Consider the following 26,706-nt stretch of genomic DNA (forward strand, 5'->3'; position numbering starts at 1 on the left):
GCCGAATCCTTCTCATCGGCCGCCTCCCCGCGCGACGATGAGGTATGGCCACACGCGCGTCCATCTCCACCGCATCTTCCGACCGGCCCGCCTCCGGCGACGGCACGCGGACCGGGCTTCGCACCTGCCCGCTGTGTGAAGCGGTCTGCGGGCTCGAGCTGACCCTCGACCGCGACGACCGGGTGCTCTCGGTCCGCGGCGACCGGCAGGATCCGTTCAGCCAGGGCTTCCTCTGCCCGAAGGGCGCCAGCCTCGGCACCCTCGATGCCGATCCCGACCGCCTGACCGAGCCGATGGTCCGCGATCGCGCCACCGATACCTGGCGCACTACCTCATGGGATGACGCGTTCGACCTGATCGCCGAGCGGTTCCCGGCGGTGACGGCCGAGTACGGCAAGCAGGCCGCCGCGCTGTATCTGGGCAACCCGAATGCGCACAGTGTGGCCGGTGCGCTGTATGTGCCCGCGCTGATCCGTGGGCTCGGCACCAAGAACCTGTATTCGGCCAGTACCGCCGATCAGATGCCCAAGCAGGTCGCGTGCGGTCTGATGTTCGGTGATCCGCTCGCCATCCCGGTGCCCGATCTCGAGCGCACCGATTACCTGCTGATGCTCGGCGCGAACCCGCTGGAATCCAACGGTTCGCTGTGCACCGCACCGGATTTTCCCGGCCGATTGAAGACTCTGCGCGCTCGCGGCGGGCGGCTGGTGGTAGTGGATCCGCGCCGCACCCGCACCGCCGAGCTGGCCGACGAGCACCTGTTCGTCCGGCCGGGCAGTGACGCGTATCTGCTGTTCGGCATCGTGCACACATTGTTCGCCGAGAACCTCATCGATATCCGGACAGACGTGCACGGCCTCGACGAGGTGCGCGCCGCCGCCGCTGATTTCGCACCAGAGGCGGTCGCGCGCCGTACCGGCGTACCTGCCGAGACCGTGACCCGGCTGGCTCGTGAACTCGCCGAGGCGCCGACCGCCGCCGTGTATGCCCGGATCGGCACCTGCACCGCCGAGTTCGGCACGGTGACCCAGTGGCTCGTCGACGTGATCAATACCCTCACCGGAAATCTGGACGTACCGGGCGGGGTGATGTTCGCCTCGGCCGCGGCGCTCGGCATCGTGCGCACCAAACCATTCCGGCTGGGCCGCTGGCGCAGTCGGGTCCGGGAACTACCCGAGGCGATGGGCGAATTCCCGATCGCCACCCTGGCCGACGAGATCACCACCCCGGGCGAGGGCCAGGTGCGCGCGTTGATCACGGTGGCCGGAAATCCGGTGTTGTCGGCGCCCAATGGTGCCCGGTTGGATTCCGCGTTCGCCGAACTCGACTTCATGGTGAGCGTGGACTGCTATCTGAACGAGACCACCCGTCATGCCGATGTGATCTTGCCGCCGCCGCCCCCGTTGCAATCGCCGCATTATGATTTCGCGTTGCTGCAATTCGCGGTCCGCAATTACGCACGCTACTCCCGCCCGCTGGTGCCGCTGGGGGATCGGCCGTCCGAGGCGGCGGTCATCGCACGGTTGGCCGCGGCGGTCACCGGAGCGGATCACCGCGGCGCCGACGGGCGCGACGCCGTCTCCGTATTCGACGAATTCGTCATCGCAGGCACCCTGCACAAAGCCGGTCTGGCCGAGCGCAGGGGCGAACTGGCGGGGGTGAACACCACCGAGCAGCGCATCGACATGATGTTGCGCCTCGGGCCCTACGGCGCGTGGAACGGCGGAAGCCTCAGCCTGACGACGTTGCTGGAGAATCCGCACGGTGTGGATCTCGGGCCGCTGCGACCGCGGCTGCCCGAGGTGCTGCGCACCGAATCCCGTCGCGTCGAACTCGCGCCGCCGCAGCTGCTCGCCGACGTCGACCGGCTGCGCGCCGGATCGACCGCCGCCGCACCGGACATGGTGTTGATCGGGCGTCGTCACCTGCGCTCCAACAACAGCTGGATGCACAATATGCCGCGCTTGGTGAGTGGGACGAACCGTTGCACGCTGCACATCCATCCCGATGATGTCGCCCGGCTCGGCCTCGGCGATCACGCGGTGGTGAAATCGGCCGCCGGTGAGCTCACCGTGGATCTGGAACCGACCGAGGCGATCATGCCCGGCGTGGTGAGTCTGCCGCACGGTTGGGGTCACACTGTCGGCGGTCAGCGGGTGGCGCGCGAGCACGCCGGTGTGAACACCAATGTGCTCACCGATGACACGGTGATCGACATTCCGTCCGGGAACGCGGTGTTCAACGGAGTACCGGTGTCGGTGACGCCGGCCTAGCCGTCGCGGCTGACCGGCCGGTATCGGTATTCGGTATCGCCCGGGTGATCACAGTTCCCGCCCGGGCGATTTCGAAACCGTTCCCGCACAACGATAAACGCGCGTACCCTCGCACGGCGAGAACCCACCCCCGTCGCGCGGGGAATTCCGCGCCCGGTCGCGGACATTGTCTTGATTGGCATGGAATCGGGTATATCCGTTATGTTTCGCACGGCACTGGCTGTGCTGTCACCTGTGTTCGATACCGGGTGACACGACCATGATCTGGATAGCAGGAGCGGCGACAATGGCCAAGAGATTCACCGATGCGGAAAAAGCCAGGGCGGTCAAGAAGGTGGAAAAGCTCCGCGCCGAAGGCAAGTCGTTGAACGCGGCATGCGAGGAAGTGGTGCAGAAGGCGGGCTGGCCGTCGGTGGGCGCCCTCACCAACTGGGTGAAGGCGGCGGCCAACGGCGCCGCAGCCGAGGAGCCCGCCGCCGAGGCCGAGGCCCCGGCGCCGCGTAAGCGCGTGGTGAAGAAGGCGCCGAAGGCGCGTGCCACCACCGCACGTAAGCGGGCCGCGTCGACCAACGGTTCGGCTCCGAAGAAGGCCGCGCCGAGCCCGCAGGCCGTTGTGGCGACCGCCGCGACGCTCGTCGCCGAGCCCGAGCCCACCCCCGTCGTCGAGGAGGTCACCGCCGTGGCCGAGGCGCCCGCGGCGGACGAGGCCGCGCAGCCGGAGCAGCGGGAAGCCGCGCTCGTCGCGGTGACCACCACCCCGACCCAGACGGTAACCCCGGTCGCCGACCCGGAATTCGGCCATCGCAGCGCCGACGACCTGGCCAACGAGGTCCGCCGCCTGCGCATCGCGCTCGAGGAACTTCACGGCGAGAACCGTGCCCTCAAGGACCTGGTCGGGATCTACGTCCGCCGGTGAACCGAGCGAGCTACCCCGGCGGGATCGGTCCGGGGTAGCGCGCGATCACCCGCATCCGGCGGTGCCGCGCTGCGCCGCCGGTGCGCGTGCTTCTCAGATCAGGCTCTTCTGCTTGCGGATACGCCTGCGCAGATCCGTCATCAGCGCGTGCGATCCGCCGAACCGCAGGAACCTGGGGATGAATCGGTTGACGAAACCGACGAACAGGAAAAGGTTGTCGAAGCGCCGCTGATCGGCCTCGGACCATTCCACCCGCAGCTGTTCGCGGAAGTAGGGCGCGAGGAATCCGATGGTCAGGAATTTCAGCAGCCCGCGGAACGGGATTCGCAGATACCAGTGGATCATCCGCAGGTTGAGCAGATCATCCAGGTAGCCGCGGACGAAATCGTCGAGCACGGCCTCGCGGGCCATCGTGTTCCAGTAGGCGTCGAAATCCTTGCGGGTGGCCGGCCACATCTCCCGCGGCACCTGCAGGCCCGTCGCCAGCGGCGAGGAGGTCTGATAGAACTGCTCGGCCTGCTCATCGGTCATCTTCCCGTTGAGCAGCTGGTAGGTGTCCTCGAATCCGATGAACAGGCATGCCGCCACCCACAGCTGTAGCTGCCGATCGAAGGCGTTGTACTTCACCTTGCTGTCCGGGCCCGAGCGCACCTGCCGATGCGCCACATTCACCGCCTCGCGGAACGCGTCCTTCTCCTCCTGAGTGCCGAGGATGGACACGGCCAGATATTGCGTGGTCGTGCGGGCCCGCTTCCACGGATGAACCATGAGCGCACCGGATTCGACCCGGCTCTCCGCGACGCCGTAGCCCACGCCCGGGCGCGCCATCTGCATGACGACATTGGCGGCGGCGCCGCCGAAGCTCCAGAAGTCCAGCGCGTCGGTCAGTGCCAGGGGGCGTTTGGTGAACGGCCGGTGGTGGGTGCGGATCGGGATGCGGGTCTGCTCGGTGGTCAGCGGCGGCAGGCCATGCTGCTCGAAGGATCGCGCGACTGCGGTCATGGGCATATTTCCGTTCTCTTGCCGGTGCGCCGGACGGGCCGAGTGTGGCTCTCCGGGTGCCACTGCGCCCATTATGTTACTCGCGATTCTTCCTCGCAAGGCTGCTTCGGCTAGCGAACAGTCGATAACTTATGTGGCCGCTCCGCTGGCATCGTGCCTGGCTGGTCTGGTCAACCTCGCCAGAGCTCGATGGAATCTTGCCGAATCACTTCCGTATCGAGCGGAATGGTGCGTAACATACCGATCCAGCCGGACCGGTTGGGAGGCGCGCCGTACACGTGCGGCGCTGCGCCTGCGCGCGGCGGCGGGGATCGTGCGCCGGACGGGGTCGGCCGGCAGGAAAGGACTAGGGCGATGCTCAAGAAGCTGGATCGAATATTCAGCTACGAGATGAAGGTCTCCGAATTTCTCGGGACGCTCATCATCCTCGGCATTCCATACGGGCTGATCGGCGTCATCTGGACGCTGACGCACACCGCTCATCTACGCGATATGCACGGAATCGATGTGGTGATCTCGTTTCTCGGCTCGATCGTGTGCTGGCCGGTGCTCACCTTCGCGAATGTGTGCATGACCTGATGATGATCCTGGTGTGGCTCATCGACATCTTGGTGATCGGCGTCAAGATTCTCGGCGGGCGGATGAAGGTGAACCCGATTCTGCGATTCGGGCTGTGGCTTGCAGTGCTGAGCACCGTGGCCGCCGGCGTCGCGGTGGTGGGGTACGGGCTGGTGGCGCTCGAGCATCAGCTCAGCGGTGAGGTCGCAGCGATGGGAATGCGGAGCCGATGACGACAGTCGAAAAGCCCTCCCCGCCCACGGATCTGGAGCGGGCGCTGGCCGATGCCAGGGGCCTGTGGAAACGTCATCCGCAGCGTTCGCTGGAAACGCTCGGCCGCCAGGTCACCCTCGGTCGCGATGCGCTCATCGAAACCTTCCGCGCCATATTCGCGCGGCGTTTCCCGTTCCACGAGTTCATCAAGCAGTGCGCTTTCATGGCGAACGTGTCGGCCGCGCCGACGGTCTTCGTCGCCATCCCGATCGCGGTGGTGGTGTCGATCCAGGTGGGCGCGCTGGTGAACCAGGTCGGCGCGACCACCTTCATCGGCGCGGTCGCCGGCCTTGGCATCATCCGCCAGGGCGCGCCGCTGGTGACCTCGCTGATGATCGCGGGCGCGGTCGGTTCGGCGATCTGCGCCGATCTGGGATCACGCACCATCAGGGAGGAGATCGACGCCATGATGGTGATGGGCGTCGACCCGGTGCGCAGGCTCGTCGCGCCACGGTTGGTGGCTGCGGTGCTGGTGAGCATGCTGCTGTGCGGGTTCATCGTCTTCGTCGGCTTCGCGACCGCCTACATGTTCAACGTGTACGCGCAGTCGGGGACGCCGGGTTCGTTCATCGGTTCGTTCGCCTCCTTCGCCGTCGCCAACGATCTGATCGTCGCGCTGGTGAAGGCCGCGGTATTCGGCCTGCTGACCGCGATCATCGCCTGCGATATCGGGTTGCACGCCAAGGGCGGCCCCGGTGGCGTGGCCGACGCGGTGAACTCGGCGGTGGTCAGCTCGGCGCTGATGTTGTTCGCCACCAACATCATTCTGACTCAGCTCTACAACACCCTGTTCCCGACGAAGGTGATCTGAGGTGGGCAGCTCCTACACTCCGCCCGCGCTGAAACCGGTGCGGATGGCCGGTGCGGCGGCCGCGGTCCCGATTCAGGCCAACCGCAGGGTCGGCCACCAGGCGATCATCTTCTTCCAGGCGGTGGGCGCGATTCCGTTCGTGCTGCGGCATTACCGCAAGGAAGTACTCCGATTGACCGCCGACGTCGGCTTCGGTAACGGCTCACTGATCGTCGGCGGCGGCACCGTCGGCGTGGTGATCATTCTGTGCGCGTTCGGCGGCATCACCGTCGGCATGGAGTCGTTCACCGCGCTGAATCTGCTCACCATGGGCCCGCTGACCGGCGCCATCTCCGGTTTCGCGACCACACGCGAGCTGGCGCCCATCCTGGCCACGCTGGCCTTCGCCATCCAGGCCGGCTGCCGCTTCACCGCGCAACTGGGGTCCATGCGGATCTCCGAGGAGATCGACGCCCTCGAGTCCATCGCCATCCGGCCGCTGCCGTATCTGGTGACCACCAGGATGATCGCGGCGACGCTGACCATTGTCCCGCTCTACAGCATCGGCCTCGCGGTGGCGTATCTGGCGACGAAGTTGTCGGTGCTGTTTCTCGGCGGCACCTCGGCGGGCACCTACGACCACTATTTCTTCCAGTTCCTCATCGGTCCCGATGTGTTCTTCTCACTGCTCAAGGTGATCGTTTTCGTGATGTTGTCGACGTTCATCCAGTGCTACTACGGCTATTTCGCCTCCGGCGGCCCGGAAGGTGTCGGCGTGGCGGCGGGCCGGGCGATCAAGATGGTCATCGTCGTGATGGTGTTCGCCAATCTGTTCCTGACCCTCGCGATCTGGGGTATCGATCCCGGATTCCGGATCTCGGGGTAGGCGCGATGATTCTGGATCCGAGTGGGCGTGGACCCACCGCCCGTCAGCTGACCTTGTCCGGGCTCGCGGTGCTGGCCACCATGGTGTTGCTGCTGAGCCTGCTGGCGCTGCGCTACACCGGCTACTTCGAGGCGAAGGTGCCCGTCACCGTCACGCTCACCAGCACCGGTGACGGGCTGCCCGCGCGCGCGGATGTGAAGTTTCGCGGCATGGTGGTCGGCGCGGTGAGCGCGGTCGACGTGGTGGCGGCCGGGCAGAGCCAGGAAGTGTTCGTCGATCTGAAACCCGCGGTGGCCGAGACCATCCCGGACAATGTGACCGCCCGGGTGATTCCGAACAACCTGTTCGGTGTCACCGCGATCGAACTGGTCGACAACGGCCCGTCCGAGGGTGTCCTGCACGCGGGTTCGACCATTGCCGAGGACACCAGCGCAGGCACCGTCCAATTGCAGACCACGCTGACGGTGCTGCGCGATGTGCTCGACAATATCCAGCCCGAGAAGCTGGGCCGGGTGCTGGCGACCTTCTCCGCGGCCCTCGATCCCGGCGCCCGCGTGCCCGGCTCGACCATCGAGCGGCTCGACAACTGGATCACCCAGGTGCGTGCCATCGACGGAGTGGGCGAGCTGCTCGGCGATCTCGGCCGCGCCACCACCGCGCTGAGCCAGTCGGCGCCCGAACTGGTCGGCGTCCTGTCCGAATCGGTGACGACCGCGCGCACCCTCACCGAACGCCGCGACAAACTGATCGCCCTGCTGGCCAATGCCAGCGGCGCCGTCGACTCGGTGAACAGCCTGTTCGCCCGTAACCCGAACGCGGCCAAGGAATTGGTGCCCGGCCTGGACGAACTGTTCGGCTCATTGGCCCGCGACCCCGACGCCATCCCGTACACGGCGGCCAACCTCAACGCGACCTTGGAAAAGATGCAGTCGGTGTTCAGCTTCGGCCCACGCAAGCAGATGGTATGGAAAATGGACGTCTCGTTCACCCCGTTCCAGCAGTACACGGCCGAGGATTGCCCGCACTACGGCGACATGTACGGCCCGCGCTGCGGTGGGCCGACGGTGCCGACAGTGGCGCCGCCGCAGGAATATCCGCCGCAGATGTTGCCGCGGCGGCTCGATTCGGCGGGCCCGGCGCCGGCCGCGATCCCGGTGCCCGGTGTCGCGCCTGCGCCCCCACAGCCCGGCGCGCCCGCCATCCCCGGCTTGCCGTTCATTCCCGGGCTGCCCGCGATTCCCGGGATCACCGCGCCGGCTCCCGCTGCTCCCGCGCCAGCGGGCGTGGTGCCGGGGGCCGCTGGTAGCGCACCTGGTGGCGTGGTGCCGGGGGCCGCTGGTCGCGGACCTGGTGGTGCGGCGCCTGGTGCCGCCGGTAGCGCACCTGGTGGTGCCGCACCAGGGGCCGCCGGTGCGCCCGCTGGTTCGGCTCCGGGAGCCGCTGGTGCCGCGCCCGCGGCTGTGGCACCTGGACCGGCTGATGCCGCGCCTGCGGCCTCCGGCCCCGGATCGGGTGGTGCGTTACCTGACGTCGCCGCGCCCGGTGGTGCTCGCGTCGATTCCACCGGCGGCGCTCCGGTCGCGGCACCTGTGCCGGCAGGCCCGAAGCGCGTCGTCCCCCTCTCGGGTGCGACGGGTGCCCGTCCGGTCGCCACGGTGCGCGGTCACGCGGCGGTCGCCCAGATCGTCGGCGGCAAACCCACTGCCGCTCAGCTCCTGCTGCTCACGCCGCTGCTGGCCGGTGGATCCGTGGAGGTCTACGTATGAAGTCGAGCAAGGCGCTGATCGGATTCAGCCTGTTCGCGGTGCTGGCAATCGTGCTCACCTACACCATCTGGTCCACCTTGCAGCGCTCGGTGTCCGGCGATACACACAGCTACTCGGCGACCTTCTCCGATGTGCTCGGCGTGCGCGTCGGTGACGACGTGCGCATGGCAGGCGTGCGGGTCGGCCGGGTCGACAGCATCGAATTCGATGCCGACTACAAGGCCCGGCTGGAATTCCGTATCCAGGACCGGCAGCGGCTCACCACCACCACCAAAGCCCTGGTGCGGTATCAGAATCTGATCGGCCAGCGCTATATCGCGCTGATTCCCGGCGAAGGCGACGGCACGGTGCTCGAACCGGGCAGCCATATTCCGCTGGAGCGCACCGAACCGTCGTTCGACGTGTCGGCGCTGCTGTCGGGTTTCGAGCCGCTGTTCTCGGTGCTGCAACCAGACCAGGTGAATTCGCTGTCGGAGACGCTGATCCAGGCCCTCCAAGGTGACGGTGTATCGCTGAGTGCGCTGATCACGCAGGCGGCCGAGCTGGCCACCACCTTCGGCGAACGCGACGAGATCCTCGGCCAGGTGATCACCAATCTGAGCAGCGTGATCGCCGGCCTGGCCAATCGCAGCAAGGAATTGGAAACGCTCATCACGCAGGCCAGATCGCTGGTGGAAGCGCTGTACACCGAGGGTGAATCGTTGAAGAGTTCGGTCGACCAGGTGGCGACCTCCACCGATGCGCTGGTCGGGTTGATCACCCAGGTCAAACCGGATATGGCACGGGCGCAGAACATGGCGACCAGTGGTGTGGCGTTGCTGCTGCTCAATGGCGCCGCACTGGATCAGGCCGCGATCGAGCTGCCGAATGTGCTCAATGGCCTGGCCCGGTTCACCAGCTACGGCGCTTACGCCAATGCCTATATCTGCCGCCTCGATGTGTCGCTGTGGGGCGTGCTGCTGCCACCGGGACTGTTCTCGCAGGTCGGTGGCGAATCCCAATCGGAGGTGTGCCGGTGATGGCACGAATACGACTGCCGAAGTATTCCTCGAATCGGTTTCTGTGGCTCGGGGTCGGCGCTGCCGCGGCGGTGGTGCTGCTGCTGGTCGGTTCCAGCGTGATCTCCCAGGCGCGGTTGTCGGACAAGACCATTCAGGTGGAGTTCGCGCAGGCGGCCGGTTTGCGGCCGGGGGCGACAGTGGATGTCTCGGGCATCGAGGTCGGTGCGGTCCAGGCGGTACAGCTGGTCGACGACAAAGTGGTGGTCGATCTGCGGATTCGCCGCGATATGCGGCTGGGCCCGGATGCCCGTGCCGCAATCAAGATGTCGACCATTCTGGGCCGACTGCACATCGAGCTCACCCCGGGCGACGGTAAGGGGTTGCCGGACAACCGGATTCCGATCGAGAACACCTCGGTGCCCTACAACCTCGGCAAGGTGATCCAGGACTCGAAGTACAAGTCCTCGTTCGAACGCATCGAACGCATCGATCCGGAGAAATTGCGCACGGCACTGGATGTGTTCGACCAGCAGATGGGTGAATCCCCGGAGCTGGCGATCACCGCGCTCGACAGCATCGGTGCGCTGGCCAAGGTGATCAATGATCGCCGCGACGAGGTCGATGTGCTGTTGAAGGGCCTCGACCAGGTGTCGCAATTGGCTGCCGACAATCAGAACAGTGTGCTGTTGCTGCTCACCCGCGGCGAGGCGATCGGCAACGCGGTCGCGCTGCGGCAGAACCTGCTGCGGCAATTGCTCGACAATGTGGCCGCGCTGTCGGCACTGCTGCGCGAGATGGGCATCGAGAACAACGATCAACTCGGGCCGCTGATCCAGAACCTGAACACCATGACCCAGGGGCTGGAGAAGAACCGCGACAACCTGGACCGGCTCTACGAGATCATGCCGATCGCCCTGCGCCAGTTCAACAATGCCCTCGGCAACGGGCCCTACGGCGATGTCTGGGCGCCGTGGTTCCTGCCGGACAACTGGCTGTGTTTCGCCCAGGCCGTACAGGGGTGCAGCTGATGAGAATCCGCACGATCATTCGCACCGCCGCGTTGTGTGTCGCGGCGACGCTGGCGGCGGGATGCGCGCTGCTGCCGGAGAGCATCAGTTCGCTGCCGAATGAGTATCTCGGCGAACACATGCGGATCAGCGCCGATTTCGAGAATGTCGCAGGCCTGTACGCGGGCAATGAGGTGGCCATTCTCGGCGTGCCGGTGGGCCGGGTGGACACCGTCACGGCCAAGGGCAGTTATGTCCAGGTCACCATGTCCATCGATAAGGGCGTCAAGGTGCCCGAAAACGCGATGGCAGCGCTCATTTCACCGCAGCTCATCACCAACCGGCACGTCGAATTGGCGCCCGCCTATTCGGGGGAAGGCCCGCTGCTGGCCGACGGCGCGCATATTCCGCTGGAACGGACGCGGGTGCCGGTGGAGCTCGATCGCATTCTGGAGAACTTCGATCAGCTCGGCGCCGCGCTCAAAGGCGATAACGCCCAGGGCCCGATGGCGAGCCGGGTGCTGTTTCCGCTGCTGGAAGGCAATGGCGATCGACTGCGCGCGACCCTGGACGCGCTGTCGTCGGCGTTCGAGGTGTCCTTCGCCAACAAGGACCAGATCGCCAACACCATCATCAAACTCAACGAGATCACCCAGATCATCGCCCAGAACGATCAGACCGTCCGCGATTTCAGCGGCAGGCTCACCGAGCTGGTGCAGTTGATGGGCGAGCAGTCACCCGGCCTGCAGGCGGTGCTGACCCAGCTCAACGATTTCGTGAACAACACCTCCTCGGTGGTCGGCCAGAATTCCGATCAGCTGGCCGGTGCGTTACAGCGGTTCACCACCATCACCGCCCAGATGCGCGCCAACGCGCGCGGCCTCACCGAATTGGTCGACGTCGCGCCGCTGTTCTTCGAGAACTTCTCCAACGCCGTCAGCCGTGAACACCGGGCACTGCGGTTGCACGGACTGCTGGACAAGGCGGTGCTCGACGGCGAGGTGCTCTCACTGTTCTGTGAGCGCGTGCAGATGCGCTCCGACGGTTGCCGCACCGGCAAGATCCAGGATTTCGGTCCCGATTTCGGGCTGACGGCCGCATTGCTCGGACTCACGAAATGAGAGTGATGATTCGCAGGACAGTGCTGATCCGCAGGACACTCGGCGCCTTCGCCGTCGTACTCACCGTGGGCGCCGCGACCGGCTGCGGGATCACGGTGGAGAACGTGCCGATGCCGAAGCCGGGTATCGGCGGCCCCGGCTACACCATTCGCGCGGCCTTCCGTGACGCGCTGAATCTGCCCGATCGCGCGCATGTGAAGATCGGCGGCACCGATATCGGTGTGGTCACCGATATCTCCACCACCAATTTCATCGCCGATGTGGAAATGCTCATCCGCGAGGACATCGAGCTGCCGCGCGGCACCACCGCCGAATTGCGCCAGGCCACCCCGCTCGGTGACATCTTCATCGCGATGACTCTGCCGCCGGCCACCGCCGAGACCGAGCTGCTGCAACCCGGCGACGTCATCAGCACCGAACACACCGGGGCCGGCGCGTCCGTGGAAGAGCTGATGGTGTCGGTATCGATGCTGATCAACGGCGGCGGTCTCAATCAGGCCGCCGAGATCACCGCGCAGATGGATTCGATGTTCGGTGGGCGCGCACCCCAGGTGGCGCACATGATCACCGAACTCACCAGCGTGCTCGCCGCGCTCAATGCCCGCACCGGCGATATCGACAGTGTGCTGTCCGGGGTGAATGTGCTGACCGGCGAACTCGCCGCGCGCAAGGCGGAATTGGGCCAGGCGGCCGACACCTTCCCCGGACTGCTCGGACTGGTGGCCGAGAACAATCGCGATATCTCCGCGCTGATCAACAAGGTGTCGGTCACCATGGCCGCACTCGGCGATTTCACCAACACCACCGGCGACGATTTCGTGAGCCTGTTCGACAGCATCCAGCGGTTGATGTCGGGGTTCACCCAGATGGGCGGCGATCTCGGGCAGCTGCTCGAACGGTTCCATTCGATCTACCCCTCACTGGAAGCCACCCTCGAGGGGCCGACGCTGGCCGTCGCGGCGACGGTGTCGTACCTGAGTGTCGGCGCGCTGACCGATCCGACCGGCAGCCGGCTGCCCGAGGTCGGCGATGTGCCCGCGTTCATCGGCAGCCTCGCGCAGGTGATCCAGAAGGTGATCGGCCGGGTCACCAGTCCGCCGCAGCCGGTGCCGGGGCAGCCGGCGCCGCAGCCCGCTCCGCAGGATGGTGAGCGGTGAACATCCCGCTGTGGAATTACCTGGTTCGTCGTCGCGTCGCGATCGCGAACCTCGGGCTCGTGGTGATCCTGGTGCTCGGGTCCTGGTATCTGGGTGCCGAGGTGCTGCGGATCAATCCGCTGCCGAACACCTACGCGGTGACCGTCGAACTGCGCGGTTCCGGCGGGTTGCTGGCCGGCAACGACGTCACCTTCCGCGGCACCAGGGTCGGCCGGGTGCGCGAGGTGCGGGTGACCGAGACCGGCATCGCCGCGGTGGCCGAGATCGACTCGTCGGCCCGGATCCCGGTGGGCGGCACCGTCGCCGTCGGGCGGCTTTCGGCGGCGGGCGAGCAGTACCTCGATTTCCGGCCGGATGCCGATACCGGGCCCTACCTGGACGACGGCGCGGTCGTGGATGTGGCGAACACCTCGACGCCGGTGTCGGTGCAGTCGGTGCTGACCAATGTCAGCGGTCTGATCGGCGGGCTCAATCCCGAACGGCTCACCGTCATCGTGAACGAGCTGGACAAGGCGCTGGCCGGCGGCCCGGATCGGTTGCGCAACATGATCTCCGGGATCAGCCGGGCCATGGCCGGGCTCAATGATCTGCTGCCGCAGACCCGTCAGCTGATCGAGAATCTCGGCGTCATCGCCGAGACCACCTCGCACGCCCAGCCCGACCTGACCACCCTCACCACAGGTGCGGGTGCGCTGTTCGACCAGCTCACCGCCGCCGACCAAGAGGTGCGCCGGTTCCTGGATCTGGCTCCGGATCAGCTCGCGACTCTCGGCGGCTTCGTGCAGGCCACCGAGGATCCGATCACCAACCTGGTCACCAATTTCGTCGCCATCACCAAGGCCGCGAAACTGCGCGCCCCGGCCATCGCCGCACTGTTCCCGGCGCTGCGCGAAGGGTCGGCCGCCATCGGCATCCCCGCCCACGACGGCGCCTATCACACCCTGGTGGACCCCTGGCCGCGCCCGACCTGCGAATACGACACCATCCCCGTCGTCCCGACCACCGCGACCGCGGACACCCGGGTGCGCCTCTACAACTACTGCATCACCACCAACCCGGCCTTGCAGGTGCGCGGTTCCGCCAATGCCCCGCGCCCGAACGTCCCCGACAACACCGCGGGCCCGCCGCCGGGCGTCTCCGGCAACGAACTCTCCCGCCCGATCCCCGGCAGATAGGACCGAATCAGTATGAGCACCAAAGGCACCGACCCTGCCGCCACGGACGCGGTGAACGAGCTGAGCATCGCGGTGGAACGGACGGAAACGCGGTCGCGCGGAACCGCCGCACCCAGCTCGGCAAGCTCGGCTACTGATCCAGTTGCCGAACACGGATCCGAGTCCGCCGTGGTCGGCGCGCCCGCAGTGACCGCCGATGCGTCCGCCGGCGAACAGGACGCGGCGGCGACCGAAACGGTTCAGCAGGCAGACAGCGATCCAGAGTCGACCGTGGCCCCCGCACTCTCGAAGCAGGACCGCCCGGCCGCCCCGCCGCCGTCCGAGGAGGCGACCACACCCGGCGAACCGCCCGCCACGCGCATACGCCCACTCGGGAAGCTGACCGCCATGGTCGGCCGGCGTGGCGGGCAACGACCGACCGCGCGCGTCCTGGCCGCCCGGTGCGCCGTGGTGGTGCTGCTGGTCGCCGCCGCCGCGTCGACGTTGTACTTCTACCTCCAGGATCGCGACAAGGACGCGGTGCTGGACGCGCAGGAACAGGCGCGGCAGGCGGCCTGCGAATACGCCCCGGTACTGGCGAATTACGACGCGAAGAACCTCGACCCGTACTTCCGCGCGGTGCTCGACGGTGCCACCGGCGACTGGCGCCAGCAGTTCGAAGCCACCAGCCAGGAGTTGCGCGACGTGCTCGCGCAGGGGCAGGTCGTCTCGGCGGCCAGTGATGTGCAGTGCGCGATCAAATCCGGTGACCAGACCTCGGCGGAGGCCATCGTGGTGATCGGCCAGACCATCACCAGTCTCGGCACCCAGGGGCAGCCCGCGCCGGGGCAGCTGTCGATGGTGATGCGGATGGAGAAGTCCGGGGACCGCTGGCTGGTCAACGACATGAACGCACCGCTGGCGCCGTCACCGCAGCCCTGACGGCCGGGCTCACCGCCCGAACAGCACCTGCCGCATCAGCGCGGCCACCCGCCGGCGGGAGCAGGCCGGGTCCACCGAACCGAACCGCTGCCCGAGATCGACCACCATGGCCAGCGCGGCATGCACCAGCACCCGCGCGGATGCCGCGGGAAGTTCGGGCCGCACCGCCATCAGCAGCTTGGCCCACTCTTCGACATTGAGCCGCTGGATGTTTCGCAGCACGGTGCGTTCCTCGGCGGGCACATTACTCATCTCGGCGTAGTAGACGAAGGTCAGCTCGCGTTCGGCGAATGAGCCGTCGACGAACAGGTCGATGAGGGTGTGCAGGGCCTGCTCGGGGCCGTCGGATCCGGCGACGGCGGGGCCGATGGCGGCCGAAACCCGGTCGGCCGCACGGCGAAACGCGGCGGCCAGGATATCGCCCTTCCCGCGATAGAAGCGGTACACCGCCGAGGAGGCGGGCAGCCCGGCGGCGGTCGCGATGTCCTCGACACTCACATTCGGGTAGCCGCGTTCGTGGAACAGTTCCACCGCGCGCACCAGCAGCAGTTCGTGTTTGAAGGTCAGCGGGATCTCGCGCGCCGTGGTGGCCTCGGTGTCGTCGCCGGGCATGGGCAGCCGGGTGTCGGCCAGGGCGCGGCAGGCGGCGCCGAGCTGATCGGTCAGTGAACGCACCGGGATCGCCACATGGTGGTCGCCGATGCTGCTCAGCACGCTCAGCAGCGCCGCCGTCAGCACCGCGCGGTCGCGTACCGGCAGGTCGGGGCGGTAGTCGCCGAGGGCCTCGCGCAGTGCGCTGTCGACCACCGTGAGCTGGGTGTGCAGCAGGGCGGCGTCATCGGGTTCGAGGTAGCGGCGTTGCCAGCGCAGCAGCGCGGCACTGCGCCGGTTGACGATGGAGGCGCCGATCAGCGCGTCCAGCTCGTGTTCGAGCCGCTCGCGCGCGGTCCACTGCCGTGCGTCCTCGGGGAGCCGCACCGCTTCCACGCTCAGCCTGCCCAGCCGCAGCGTTTCCTCACGGAACAGCGCGTATTTGCTCGGGTAGTGCCGATACAGCGCGGTGGAACTGATATCGAGGCGCGAGGCGATGTCCTCCATGCTCACCCCGTGATAGCCGAGCGATCCGAACGCTTCGGCCGACGCCGCGGCGATCTGCGCGCGGCGGTCGCGCGGCCTGCGCCGCACCGACCGAGACCCGGTGGTCTCGCCCGCGGCCGTCTCCCGCGTCGCGCGGCGATTCCGGGCACCCATGCGGCGATGATAGCCCGGCCGTGCCCGTGCTCACCCCAACTTTCTCCCCGGGCGGGAGAAGTGAATTAGAAATCACAAAAGAGTCCGTAACGACTACAATTGCCGCATTGATAGTAAGAATGACCCATAACTTACCGTGCGCGGGATGAGCAGGGTCGAGCCCCGTCGGGCCATCGGGGAGAGCGGGAATCAGACCTGGGCGCGGCGCCCGAACAACACGATCTGCATCAGCGCCGCCACCCGCCCCTGCGAGGCGATCGGCGCGGTACCGAACGAGCGCCCCAGATCCACCACCAAGGCGAACGCGGCGTGCACCAGGAACCGGGATTCGGCAGGCGCGAGCTCCGGACGCACCTCACGCACCAGCCGCGCCCATTCCTCCACGCTGAGCCGCTGGATATTGCGCAGCACCGTGCGTTCCTCGGCCGGAACGTGCTGGAACTCGGTGTAGTAGACGAAGGTCAGCGCCCGCTCGGTGAACGAGCCTTCCACGTACTGGTCGATCAGCGAGACCAGCGCGGCCTCGGCGCTGTCGGCGGAGGCGACCGCGGGGCCGATCGCGCTCGAAACCCGTTCGGCCGCACGGCGGAACGCCGCGGCCAGCAGATCGCTCTTACCTCGATAGAAGCGGTACACCGCCGACGCCGCCGACAGCCCGGCCGCGGTCGCGATATCTTCCACGCTGACATTCGGATACCCGCGATCGTGGAACAGCTCGACCGCCTTGCGCAACAGCAGTTCGTGCTTGAACGAATCCGGGATCTCCGCCGCCGCAGCGGGTTCCACCGCATCGCCGACGGCGGGCAGCTCGGCCCGCGCGATATCCCAGCAGGCCGAGGACAGCAGGCGGGTAAGCGATTTCGCGGGCAGCGCGGCGTGGTGGTCGGCGATGCTGGTGATGGTGCTCAACATCGCGGCGCGCAGGACCCGGAGATCGTCGCCGTCGAGCTCGGGGCGCAGCGCGTGCAGCTCCGCGCCCAGTGCGTCGACCACCGTCGCCTGCTGTTCGTTGAGCAGGTCCAGATCCTCGGCCTCGAGGTAGCGGCCCTCCCAGCGCACCAGGGTGACGCTGGCCCGGTTGTCGATGGTGGCGGTGATGAGCGCGTCGAGCACCTGCCGCAGCCGCTGCTCGGGACCGGCGTCGGCGGCGGCCTCGGGTAGGTGGACCGATTCGGTCATGGCCCGGCCCACGCGCAGCAGTTCCTCCCGGAAAAGGGCGTACTTGCTGGGGTAATGCCGGTAGAGCGCGGCCGAGCTGATGCCGAGACCCGAGGCGATGTCCTCCATGCTGACACCGTGGTAGCCGAGGGAGCCGAAGGCCGAGGCGGCGGCCGCCGCGATCTGGGCTCGCCGGTTCTTCGGCCTGCGCCGGATCTCCCGTGGCGCCGAGTCGCCGTTGCCCTTCGCACGCACCGTACGGCGATTGTCGACACTCATTCCGACATGGTATCGCTCGGTAACCAGCGGCAATGTGGCGCTCCCCGCCGTGAGTCGTGGATCACCCGCGCCCAGGGGGACGAATCCGCGCGTACCAGTCGAGCAGATCGGGATCGTCGACGGCGCTGCGTTCGACGACACGGGCCGGGTCGGCGCCCTGGAACAGCTTCTTGATCGGCACCTCGAGCTTCTTGCCGGTGCGGGTGTGCGGGACGGCGGGCGCGGCAAGGATCTCGTCGGGCACATGCCGCGGCGATACCTCGCGGCGGATCACGTCCTTGATCCGTTCGGCCAGCTCATCGGTCAGTTCCGTGCCGGGCGCCGGCACCACGAACAACGGCATCCAGTAGCCGCCGTCGGGTTGCTCGGCCCCGATCACCAGCGCCTCGGCGACCTCGGGCAGTCGTTCCACGGCCTGATAGATATCGGCGCTGCCCATCCGGATGCCGTGCCGGTTCAGCGTGGAATCCGAGCGTCCGTGCACGACGACCGAGCCGTGGTCGGTGATGGTGATCCAGTCGCCGTGCCGCCACACACCGGGGTAGGTATCGAAATAGGCGTCGTGATAACGCTTTCCGTCCGGATCGCGCCAGAAACTCACCGGCATGGACGGCATCGGCCGGGTGACCACCAGCTCGCCGACCTCCCCGCGCACCGGATTGCCCGACTCGTCGTAGGCATCCAGTGCCACACCCAGATACGGCGCCGACAGCTCGCCCGGCCATACCGGTACCGTGCGTACCCCGCCGATGAACGCAGACACCACATCGGTGCCGCCGCTGATCGAGGAGATCGGAATATGGTCGCCGACGTTGTCGCGCAACCACAGTGCCGACGACGGTGGCAGCGCCGAGCCGGTGATGCCGATCATCCGCAGGGCCGACAGATCATGCTCGTCCTTGGGCACCGAGCCCGCCTTGATGCAGGCCAGCACATAGCCGGGGCTGGTACCGAGCACCGTCGCGCGCACCTTCGCCGCGATCCGCCACAGCGCGTCCGGCTCGGGATAGGTGGGGCTGCCGTCGAAACAGACGATGGTCGCGCCCGCGAGCAGTCCGGCCACCTGGAAGTTCCACATCATCCAGCTCGGGCTGGTGTACCAGAAGAACGTATCGTCGGGTCCGATATCCGATTGCAGCGCCACGGCTTTCAGATGTTCGAGCAGCACGCCGCCGTGACCGTGCACGATGCCCTTGGGCAGGCCCGTGGTGCCGGAGGAGAACACGATCCACAGCGGGTGGTCGAAGTCGACGGCTTCGGTCTCGATCACCGGATCGGCGTCGGTGCCCGCGACGGCGTCGGTCCAGGCCAGCGTGCCCGGCATATCGAGTCCGAGGCGGGAGACCACGATGGTCTCGCGCACGCTGCTCAGGCCGGCGCGCAGCTGCTCGATATCGGCGCGCTTGTCGTGCGCCTTGCCGCCGAAGCGGTAGCCGTCGGCGGTGACCAGCACCGTCGGTTCCAACTGGCCGAGCCGGTCGAGGGCCGCCTTGGCGGTGTAGTCCTGGCCGCAGGCGCTCCACACCGCACCCACCGCCGCGGTACCGAGGAACGCGATCACGGCCTCGGGGATATTGGGCAGATAGCCGGCGACTCGATCACCCGGACGCACCCCGAGCGAACGCAGGGTCCGGGCGAATGCTGCGGTGCGGTCGATCAATTCGGTCCAGGAGACCTCGGTGACCTCTTCGCCGCCGTCACCGAGCGCCACGATCGCCGGGCGGTCGGTACGGAATTGCCGCACCACCTGATCCACATAGTTCAACCGGGTGCCGGGGAACCAGCGCGCACCGGGCATGGTTTCCTCGGCCAGCACCTCGCCCGCGGTCTCGCCGAGCTCGAAGTAATCCCACAGCGCCTGCCAGAAACCCGCCAGGTCCCGCACCGACCACTGCCACAGCGCGGCGTAATCGGGTGTGGGGACACCCGTGCGTGCGGTGACGAAACGGGCGAAATCGGTGATCTTCGCTTCGGCGATATCCCGGTCGGTGGGCACCCACTGTGGCTGCATCGTGGTTCTCCTGGCTCGGTATGTGGATCAGCGGCGGGCGCGCCGGACGACTTGCTCGGCGTGCCGCAGCACGGGGGCGTCGACCATCCGGCCCTGGTAGGCGAAGACACCGCGATGCTGCGGTGCCTCGTCGAGAACGCCACGTGCCCAGGCGAGTTCGTCGTCGGTGGGGGCGTAGGCGTCCCGGATGACGGCCACCTGGCTCGGATGGATGGCCACTTTGACGTCGAACCCGACGGCCACCGCGTCCTCGGCCTCGGCCCGCAGACCGTCGAGGTCGGCGATGTCGAGATACACCGAGTCCAGGGCCAGCCGCCCGTGTGCCTTGGCGGCCAGCAGCGAGGTCGAGCGCACATGCCGGGCGACGTCGCGGTAGCTGCCGTCGACGTGCCTGCTGGACGCGCCGCCGAGTCCGGCGACCAGATCCTCCGCACCCCACATCACGCCGATGGTGTTGTCGGCCGCCGCCGTGCGCGCCACCTCCAGCGCGCCGAGCGGCGATTCGATCAGCGCGATCACCTCATACGCCGACAGCGCCGCCAGCTGGGCGGTCGACTCGCATTTGGGCAGCATGAGCCTGCGATAGCCCGTCTCGATGAGCGTGGCCAGGTCGTGGCGGTGCTCATCGGTGCCCGCGGCATTGACCCGCACGATCGTGGTCTCCGGGTCCAGCGGGGTCTCGACCAGTGCCTTGCGCGCGGCGGCCTTGTCGTCCGCGGCGACACCGTCCTCCAGATCGAGGATCACCACATCCGCGGCGGCGGCCGCCTTGGCGAACCGCTCCGGCCGGTCGGCCGGGCAGAACAGCCAGGCCGGGCCCGCGGGCACCCAGGGTTCGCTCACGCCGCACCGTCCCCGGACTGCGGCCGGACGCGGATCATCGCATTGCGGACCGCCACCGCCACCACCGTGCCGTGCTGGTTGCGCGCGGTGTGCCGGAAGGTCACGATGCCTTCGCCGGGCCTGCTCTTGGACAGACGCTTGTCCAGCACCTCGGTCTCGGCGTAGATGGTGTCGCCGTGGAACAGCGGCGCCGGGAACTTCACCTCGCTGAAGCCCAGGTTCGCGACGGTGGTGCCCTGGGTCAGATGTGCGACCGCGAGGCCGACCATGGTGCCGAGGGTGAACAGCGAATTCACCAGCCGCTGATGAAACGGCTCCTGCGCTTCGCTGTAGGCGGCATCGATATGCAGGCCCTGCGGATTCATCGTCAGCGTGCTGAACAGCACGTTGTCGGTTTCGGTCATGGTGCGGCCGGGCCGGTGCTCGTAGATGACGCCGGTCTCGAGTTCCTCGAACCACAGTCCGGTCTGCACGACGCGGCGCATCTGGGCGGGCGCGGTGTTCTGCTCGGCGCTCACAGGCCCAGCTCCCGTGCGATCAACATCAACTGCACCTCCGTCGTGCCCTCGCCGATTTCCAGGATCTTGCTGTCGCGGTAGTGCCTGGCCACAGGGTATTCGTTCATGAAGCCGTAGCCGCCGAAGATCTGCGTGGCATCGCGGGCGTTGTCCATGGCCGCCTCGCCGGCGATCAGCTTGGCGATCGAGGCCTGCTTCTTGAACGGCTTACCGGCCAGCATCAGCGCCGCCGCGTCGTAGTAGGCCGCACGTGCGGTGTGTGCGCGTGCCTCCATCCGGGCGATCTTGAAGGCGATGGCCTGGTTGGTGCCGATCGCGCGGCCGAAGGCCTCGCGTTCCTTGGCGTAGCGCACGCTCTCGTCCACACAACCCTGCGCCACACCGGTGGCCAGCGCGGCGATGGCGATGCGGCCCTCGTCGAGGATGCGCAGGAAGTTGGCGTACCCGCGGCCGCGTTCACCGAGCAGGTTCTCCTGCGGCACCCGCACATCGGTGAACGAGAGCGGATGGGTGTCGGAGGCGTTCCAGCCGACCTTGTTGTAGGCCGGTTCGGCGACGAAACCGGGGGTGTCGGTGGGCACCAGGATGGTGGAGATCTCCTTCTTGCCGCCCGATTCGCCGGTCACCGCCGTCACCGTCACCAGGGTGGTGATGTCGGTGCCGGAGTTGGTGATGAACTGCTTGCTGCCGTTGATCACCCAGTCACCGCCGTCGGCGACGGCGGTGGTGCGGGTGCCGCCCGCGTCGCTGCCGGCGCCGGGTTCGGTGAGGCCGAACGCGGCCAGGTTGCGGCCGCTGGTGAGCTGGGGCAGCCACTGCTGCTTCTGCTCCTCGTTACCGAAGCGGTAGATCGGCATCGCGCCCAGTGACACACCGGCTTCCAGGGTGATGGCCACGCTCTGGTCGACCTTGCCCAGTTCCTCGAGGGCGAGGCACAGCGCGAAGTAGTCGCCGCCCATGCCGCCGTACTCCTCGGGGAACGGCAGCCCGAACAGGCCCATCTCGGCCATGCCCTGCACCACCTTGTACGGGAAGGTGTGGTTGGCGTCGTGTTCGGCGGCGACCGGGGCCACCACCTGGTTGGCGAAATCGCGGACGGTGAGCGCGAGGTCGCGGTAGTCGTCGGGAAGTGTTCCGGTGGAAAGGAAGTCGGTCATCGTGTGGTCCTATCGGTCGGTAGCCGTTGTGGCAGCGGGGGAGTCGGTCGCGGGCGCCGGGGCGGCGTGGATCCTGGCGAGCACCTGGTCCAGGCTCACCTGATCGCCTGGCCGCACCAGCACTTCGACGGTGCCGGCGGTCGGCGCGGTCAGCGAATGCTCCATCTTCATCGCTTCCACCACGACCACCGGCGCGCCCGCGGCGACCTCGGCGCCGGGTTCGACCGGCACCGCGATCACCGAACCCGGCATGGGACTGCGGATTTCGGCGTCACCCAGATCGGCGTCGCCGGCGCGGACGTTCACCTCGGCCATCTCGCGCAGCGAGCAGACACCGGACGGGCCGGCCACCCACAGCCGGTTGTCGTGTTCGGCCAGGCGGTAGTCGTGGCGCACATCGTCGACGGTGATCGTCAGCGCGCCGGGGGCGGTGAGCTCGGCGGATACCGAGACCGGCGAACCGTCCTCGCCGATCCACAGCTGCGCCGCCGCCGGGGTGCCGGTCAGGTAGACGTGCTCGGTGCGGTTACCGCCCTCGAGCCGGATCGAGGTGGGTGCGGCGGATCCGAGGCGCCAGCCGGTCGGCTGATCCCACGGGTCGCCCGGCCGGGTAGGCCAGCGGCGCAGCCAGTGGTAGACGGCGGCCGCGGCGAACGCGTCGTCGGGCACCGGCGCAGGCGTGAAGTCGACGGCTCGGCGATCCAGCAGCGCGGTGTCCAGACGCCCGGCCACGACATCGGGGTCTTCGAGTAGGAACCGCAGGAACTCGATATTGGTGGTCACGCCGAGCACGACGGTCTCGTCCAGCGCCCGATCCAACGCCGCAAGCGCGGCCGCGCGGTCGGGACCGTGCGCGATGACCTTCGACAGCATCGGGTCGTAATCGCTGCCGACGACGGTGCCGACCCGCAGCCCGGAATCCACCCGCACGCCCTTGCCGCCCGGTTCGGCCAGATCGACCACCGTGCCGCCGGTGGGCAGGAAGCCGCGCCCGGGATCCTCGGCGTAGACCCGCGCCTCGACGGCATGCCCGATGAGCCGGATGTCCTCCTGCGCCAAGGTGATCCGCTGCCCGGCCGCCACCCGCACCTGACATTCGACCAGGTCGACACCGGTCACCATTTCGGTGACCGGATGCTCCACCTGGAGGCGGGTGTTCATCTCCATGAAGAAGAACTCGTCCGGGCGGTCGGCCGAGACGATGAATTCCACCGTGCCCGCGCCCACGTAGTCGACGCTGCGCGCGGTATTGCAGGCCGCCGCACCGATCCTGGCCCTGGTGGCCGCGTCCAGCAGTGGCGAGGGCGCCTCCTCGATCACCTTCTGATGCCTGCGCTGCAAACTGCATTCACGTTCGCCCAGGTGCACCACATTGCCGTGCTGGTCGGCGAGGATCTGCACCTCGATATGGCGGGGCCTGGTGACGAACCGCTCGATGAACAGGGTGTCGTCGCCGAACGCCGCCGCGGCCTCGCGGCGGGCGCTGACCAGTGCGGCGGGCAGCTCACCCGGTTCGTGGACCAGCCGCATTCCCTTACCGCCACCACCCGCGGACGGCTTGACCAGCACCGGGTAGCCGATGTCGGCGGCGGCCGCGATCAGCGCGTCGTCATCGAGGCCGGGCTCGGCGATACCCGGCACCACCGGCACGTCGAACGCGGAGACGGTGTTCTTGGCGGTGATCTTGTCGCCCATCACCTCGATCGCCTTGGCCGGCGGACCGAGGAACACGATGTCCTTTTCGGCCAGCGCGGCGGCGAAAGCGGCGTTCTCGGACAGGAATCCGTAACCGGGGTGCACGGCCTGGGCGCCGGTGCGCACGGCGGCGTCGACCACCTTGGCGATATCGAGATAGCTCTCGCGGGCGGGCGCGGGACCGAGCCGGACCGCGACATCGGCCTCGCGCACATGCCTGGCACCGGCGTCGGCATCGCTGTAGACCGCGACCGAGCGGATGCCCATGGAGCGCAACGTGCGGATGACGCGCACCGCGATCTCGCCGCGATTGGCGACCAGAACGGTGTCGAAACCGACGGGATGATTCGTGTTCAGCATGGTCATCACATCCGGAAGACGCCGTAGGAGACAGGTTCCAGCGGAGCCTGCGCACAGACCGACAGGGCGAGGCCGAGCACGGTTCTGGTGTCGGCGGGATCGATCACGCCGTCGTCCCAGATCCGCGCGGTGGAGTAGTACGGGTTGCCCTGCCGCTCGTACTGATCCCGGATCGGGGCCTTGAACGCCTCCTGATCCTCCTCGGTCCAGGGCTTTCCGCTGCTGTCGAGCTGATCGCCGCGCACCGTCGACAGCACCGACGCCGCCTGCTCACCACCCATCACCGAGATCCGGGCATTGGGCCACATCCACAGGAAGCGCGGTGAGTACGCGCGCCCGCACATGGAGTAGTTGCCCGCACCGTAGGAACCGCCGATGACGACCGTCAGCTTCGGCACCCGCGCGCACGCCACCGCCGTCACCATCTTCGCGCCGTGCTTGGCGATGCCGCCCGCCTCGTAATCGCGTCCCACCATGAACCCGGTGATGTTCTGCAAGAACAGCAGCGGGATCTTGCGCTTATCGCACAGTTCGATGAAATGCGCGCCCTTCATGGCGGATTCGCTGAACAGCACGCCATTGTTGGCGACGATGCCGACCGGATGGCCGTGGATGTGGGCGAATCCGGTGACCAGGGTCTTGCCGTACTCGGCCTTGAATTCGTGGAAGCCGCTGCCGCCGTCGGGATCGCCGTCGACGATGCGGGTGATCACCTCGCGCACGTCGTACGGGGTGCGCAGGTCGACCGGCACCACATCGTAGAGCTCCTCGACCGGCGCCGCGGGCTCGATGGGAGTGCGCACCTCCCAAGGGCTTTCGGGCCGTGGGCCGAGCGTGCCCACGATGCGGCGCACGATGCGCAGCGCGTCCTGATCGTCGTCGGCGAGATGGTCGGTGACGCCGGAGGTCCGCGAATGCAGCGCGCCGCCACCGAGCTCCTCGGCGGTGACCACCTCGCCCGTGGCCGCCTTCACCAGCGGCGGACCGCCGAGGAAGATGGTGCCCTGATCGCGCACGATCACCGCTTCATCGCTCATCGCGGGCACATACGCGCCGCCCGCGGTGCAGGAACCCATCACCGCCGCGATCTGGGCGATGCCCTTGGCGCTCATATTCGCCTGGTTGTAGAAGATCCGGCCGAAATGCTCGCGGTCGGGGAACACCTCGTCCTGATGCGGCAGGTAGGCCCCGCCCGAATCGACCAGGTACACGCATGGCAGATGGTTCTGCAACGCGACTTCCTGGGCACGCAGATGCTTCTTCACCGAGAGCGGGTAGTAGGTGCCGCCCTTGACCGTCGCGTCATTGGCGACGATCACGCATTCGCGCCCCGACACCCGGCCGATGCCGGTGATGACGCCGGCGCCGGGGCATTCGTCGTCGTACATGCCGTTCGCGGCCAGCGGTGAGAGCTCGAGGAACGGACTGCCCGGGTCGAGCAGCTGATCCACCCGCTGCCGCGGCAGCAGCTTGCCGCGTGCGATATGGCGCTGCCTGGCCTTCTCCGGGCCACCGAGCGCGGTCGCGGCGAGCCGGGCACGCAGATCGGCGACCAGCGCCTGATGCGCCGCGTAGTTGTCGGAGACCGCAGCGCTCGCGCGCGGGTCCTGAGTCATCGTCATCACGCCATCCTGCCGGTCAGTTAATCGCTGATAACTGGAATACAGGTTAATCTTGACTAACCGAGTTGTCCAGACCGGCTGGGAGGAGCGCCGATGACCGGCACGGAAACCGGCACGCTCACGCGCCGTGAACAGCAGAAAGCCGAGCGCAGGCGGCAGTTGCTCGATGCCGGCGCGCGCCTGATCGCCGACCGCGGCTTCCTCGGCGTGCGGCTGGACGATCTGGGCGCGGCCGTCGGCATCAGCGGCCCCGCGGTGTATCGGCACTTCCCGAACAAGGAGGCGCTGCTGGTCGAACTGCTGGTCGGGGTCAGTCGCCGGCTCTTCGAAGGCGGCGAAGCCGTGGTCGCGGATGCCGGTTCGCCCCGCGAGGCGCTCGGCAGGCTGGTCGATTTCCATCTCGATTTCGCGCTCGGCGAGCCCGAACTGATCCGCATCCAGGACCGCGATCTCGACAACGTCCCCGAACCCGCGCGCCGGGAAGTGCGCCGCTTCCAGCGCCGCTACGTCGAGATCTGGGTGGGCGTGCAGCGCGAACTGCATCCGGAACTGGCCGAGGACGCGGCCCGGGTGAAGGCGCACGCCGCGTTCGGCCTGATGAACTCCACCCCGCACAGCGCGACCCCGGCGACGGCAGCGCGGGCGCGGGCGATCTTGCGCGATATGGCGATCGCCGCGCTGAGCTGACCGGTGCGCGGGGTGGCGAGTGCTGGACATGTAATGGCTGTGACCGGCCCGGTGGGCGCCGCACCCTGCTTGGCTGTGAACGGTCAAGTAGGCGCCCTGCTCGCGACGGCTGCGCTCGAGGCGCGTGTCAGGGTTGCGGCCGCCTGGCCGGATATGGCGGCTGTCGGTGTGCCGGATCGGCCCCCTCATAGCGCCGACCCGGCACGTCGGGTGCTGGAGCGAGCGGCGCGGCCTCTGGCCTGACCAGGTGGACTTGCCGCGGTCCCGCGCACCGGCACC

The 26,706-nt window shown here is 67.8% G+C and carries 23 protein-coding genes; 14 read left to right on the forward strand and 9 right to left on the reverse strand.

From position 1 onward, the window contains the following. Window positions 1-44 precede the first annotated feature (44 nt). Together GV790_RS21080 and GV790_RS21085 are read left to right on the forward strand one after the other, a co-directional pair. Window positions 45-2,273 carry a molybdopterin oxidoreductase family protein gene (locus GV790_RS21080; protein ID WP_256673435.1) on the forward strand — a complete coding sequence of 743 codons (2,229 nt, stop codon included), beginning with the start codon at window positions 45-47 and terminating at the stop codon, window positions 2,271-2,273. A gap of 286 nt (window positions 2,274-2,559) precedes the next feature. Beyond that, window positions 2,560-3,189, forward strand: coding sequence for a hypothetical protein (locus GV790_RS21085; RefSeq protein ID WP_163815220.1), 630 nt, complete (start codon window positions 2,560-2,562; stop codon window positions 3,187-3,189). A 93-nt stretch (window positions 3,190-3,282) separates the two neighbouring features. On the opposite strand, the gene GV790_RS21090 is transcribed toward GV790_RS21085, so the two are convergent. Then, window positions 3,283-4,191, reverse strand: a complete 909-nt coding sequence (locus tag GV790_RS21090) for an oxygenase MpaB family protein (RefSeq protein ID WP_163815222.1) — start codon at window positions 4,189-4,191, stop codon at window positions 3,283-3,285. A gap of 354 nt (window positions 4,192-4,545) precedes the next feature. On the opposite strand from GV790_RS21090, the gene GV790_RS21095 reads away from it, so the two are divergent. From GV790_RS21095 to GV790_RS31270, 11 genes are read left to right on the forward strand one after another with little or no spacing between them, the layout of a single operon-like run. Beyond that, on the forward strand, window positions 4,546-4,770 hold the full coding sequence (locus GV790_RS21095) for a hypothetical protein (protein ID WP_138455458.1): 225 nt from the start codon (window positions 4,546-4,548) through the stop codon (window positions 4,768-4,770). After that, a complete protein-coding gene (locus tag GV790_RS21100; protein ID WP_163815224.1) occupies window positions 4,770-4,982 on the forward strand; it encodes a hypothetical protein in 213 nt (70 codons plus the stop codon). The genes GV790_RS21095 and GV790_RS21100 overlap by 1 nt, the downstream gene beginning before the upstream one ends. Beyond that, complete coding sequence (locus GV790_RS21105) at window positions 4,979-5,833, forward strand: MlaE family ABC transporter permease (protein ID WP_163815227.1); 855 nt, start codon at window positions 4,979-4,981, stop codon at window positions 5,831-5,833. Before GV790_RS21100 ends, GV790_RS21105 begins: the two co-directional genes overlap by 4 nt. A 1-nt stretch (window position 5,834) precedes the next feature. Then, on the forward strand, window positions 5,835-6,698 hold the full coding sequence (locus tag GV790_RS21110; protein ID WP_163815229.1) for an ABC transporter permease: 864 nt from the start codon (window positions 5,835-5,837) through the stop codon (window positions 6,696-6,698). 5 nt (window positions 6,699-6,703) lie between these two features. Then, window positions 6,704-8,464, forward strand: a complete 1,761-nt coding sequence (locus GV790_RS21115) for an MCE family protein (RefSeq protein WP_163815231.1) — start codon at window positions 6,704-6,706, stop codon at window positions 8,462-8,464. Next, entirely contained in the window at window positions 8,461-9,483 is a 1,023-nt protein-coding gene (locus GV790_RS21120) for an MCE family protein (protein ID WP_163815233.1), read from the forward strand. Before GV790_RS21115 ends, GV790_RS21120 begins: the two co-directional genes overlap by 4 nt. Beyond that, window positions 9,483-10,493 (forward strand): MCE family protein, encoded by a 1,011-nt coding sequence (locus GV790_RS21125; protein ID WP_163815235.1) that lies wholly within the window; start codon window positions 9,483-9,485, stop codon window positions 10,491-10,493. The genes GV790_RS21120 and GV790_RS21125 overlap by 1 nt, the downstream gene beginning before the upstream one ends. Then, window positions 10,493-11,593 (forward strand): MCE family protein, encoded by a 1,101-nt coding sequence (locus tag GV790_RS21130; protein WP_163815237.1) that lies wholly within the window; start codon window positions 10,493-10,495, stop codon window positions 11,591-11,593. The genes GV790_RS21125 and GV790_RS21130 overlap by 1 nt, the downstream gene beginning before the upstream one ends. 5 nt (window positions 11,594-11,598) lie before the next feature. Beyond that, window positions 11,599-12,750 carry an MCE family protein gene (locus tag GV790_RS21135; protein WP_178128189.1) on the forward strand — a complete coding sequence of 384 codons (1,152 nt, stop codon included), beginning with the start codon at window positions 11,599-11,601 and terminating at the stop codon, window positions 12,748-12,750. After that, on the forward strand, window positions 12,747-13,925 hold the full coding sequence (locus GV790_RS21140) for an MCE family protein (protein WP_163815239.1): 1,179 nt from the start codon (window positions 12,747-12,749) through the stop codon (window positions 13,923-13,925). Before GV790_RS21135 ends, GV790_RS21140 begins: the two co-directional genes overlap by 4 nt. A gap of 12 nt (window positions 13,926-13,937) precedes the next feature. Continuing rightward, window positions 13,938-14,846: a hypothetical protein gene (locus tag GV790_RS31270; RefSeq protein WP_256673437.1), complete on the forward strand. Its 909-nt coding sequence runs from the start codon at window positions 13,938-13,940 to the stop codon at window positions 14,844-14,846. 9 nt (window positions 14,847-14,855) lie between these two features. On the opposite strand, the gene GV790_RS21150 is transcribed toward GV790_RS31270, so the two are convergent. The 8 genes from GV790_RS21150 to GV790_RS21185 form a co-directional block, all read right to left on the reverse strand. Next, the gene (locus GV790_RS21150) at window positions 14,856-16,097 is read right to left on the reverse strand and encodes a TetR/AcrR family transcriptional regulator (RefSeq protein WP_163815241.1); all 1,242 of its coding nucleotides are present in this window, start codon (window positions 16,095-16,097) and stop codon (window positions 14,856-14,858) included. Between the two features lie 189 nt (window positions 16,098-16,286). Then, the gene (locus GV790_RS21155; protein ID WP_163815243.1) at window positions 16,287-17,534 is read right to left on the reverse strand and encodes a TetR/AcrR family transcriptional regulator; all 1,248 of its coding nucleotides are present in this window, start codon (window positions 17,532-17,534) and stop codon (window positions 16,287-16,289) included. A gap of 61 nt (window positions 17,535-17,595) precedes the next feature. Next, the gene (locus GV790_RS21160) at window positions 17,596-19,545 is read right to left on the reverse strand and encodes an acetoacetate--CoA ligase (RefSeq protein ID WP_163815245.1); all 1,950 of its coding nucleotides are present in this window, start codon (window positions 19,543-19,545) and stop codon (window positions 17,596-17,598) included. A 27-nt stretch (window positions 19,546-19,572) separates the two neighbouring features. After that, on the reverse strand, window positions 19,573-20,388 hold the full coding sequence (locus GV790_RS21165) for an HpcH/HpaI aldolase/citrate lyase family protein (protein WP_309139022.1): 816 nt from the start codon (window positions 20,386-20,388) through the stop codon (window positions 19,573-19,575). Next, window positions 20,385-20,873, reverse strand: coding sequence for a MaoC family dehydratase (locus GV790_RS21170; protein WP_163815306.1), 489 nt, complete (start codon window positions 20,871-20,873; stop codon window positions 20,385-20,387). Before GV790_RS21170 ends, GV790_RS21165 begins: the two co-directional genes overlap by 4 nt. A 29-nt stretch (window positions 20,874-20,902) precedes the next feature. Continuing rightward, complete coding sequence (locus GV790_RS21175; protein ID WP_163815247.1) at window positions 20,903-22,063, reverse strand: acyl-CoA dehydrogenase family protein; 1,161 nt, start codon at window positions 22,061-22,063, stop codon at window positions 20,903-20,905. 9 nt (window positions 22,064-22,072) lie between these two features. Continuing rightward, a complete protein-coding gene (locus GV790_RS21180; RefSeq protein ID WP_163815249.1) occupies window positions 22,073-24,118 on the reverse strand; it encodes an ATP-binding protein in 2,046 nt (681 codons plus the stop codon). A gap of 5 nt (window positions 24,119-24,123) precedes the next feature. Then, window positions 24,124-25,740, reverse strand: coding sequence for a carboxyl transferase domain-containing protein (locus tag GV790_RS21185; protein WP_375139411.1), 1,617 nt, complete (start codon window positions 25,738-25,740; stop codon window positions 24,124-24,126). A 93-nt stretch (window positions 25,741-25,833) separates the two neighbouring features. Here GV790_RS21185 and GV790_RS21190 point away from each other — a divergent pair, with 93 nt between their 5' ends. Continuing rightward, window positions 25,834-26,427: an SACE_7040 family transcriptional regulator gene (locus tag GV790_RS21190; protein ID WP_163815251.1), complete on the forward strand. Its 594-nt coding sequence runs from the start codon at window positions 25,834-25,836 to the stop codon at window positions 26,425-26,427. Window positions 26,428-26,706 lie beyond the last annotated feature (279 nt).

It is taken from the genome of Nocardia cyriacigeorgica (assembly GCF_010858045.1).
Lineage (GTDB): Bacteria > Actinomycetota > Actinomycetes > Mycobacteriales > Mycobacteriaceae > Nocardia > Nocardia cyriacigeorgica_E.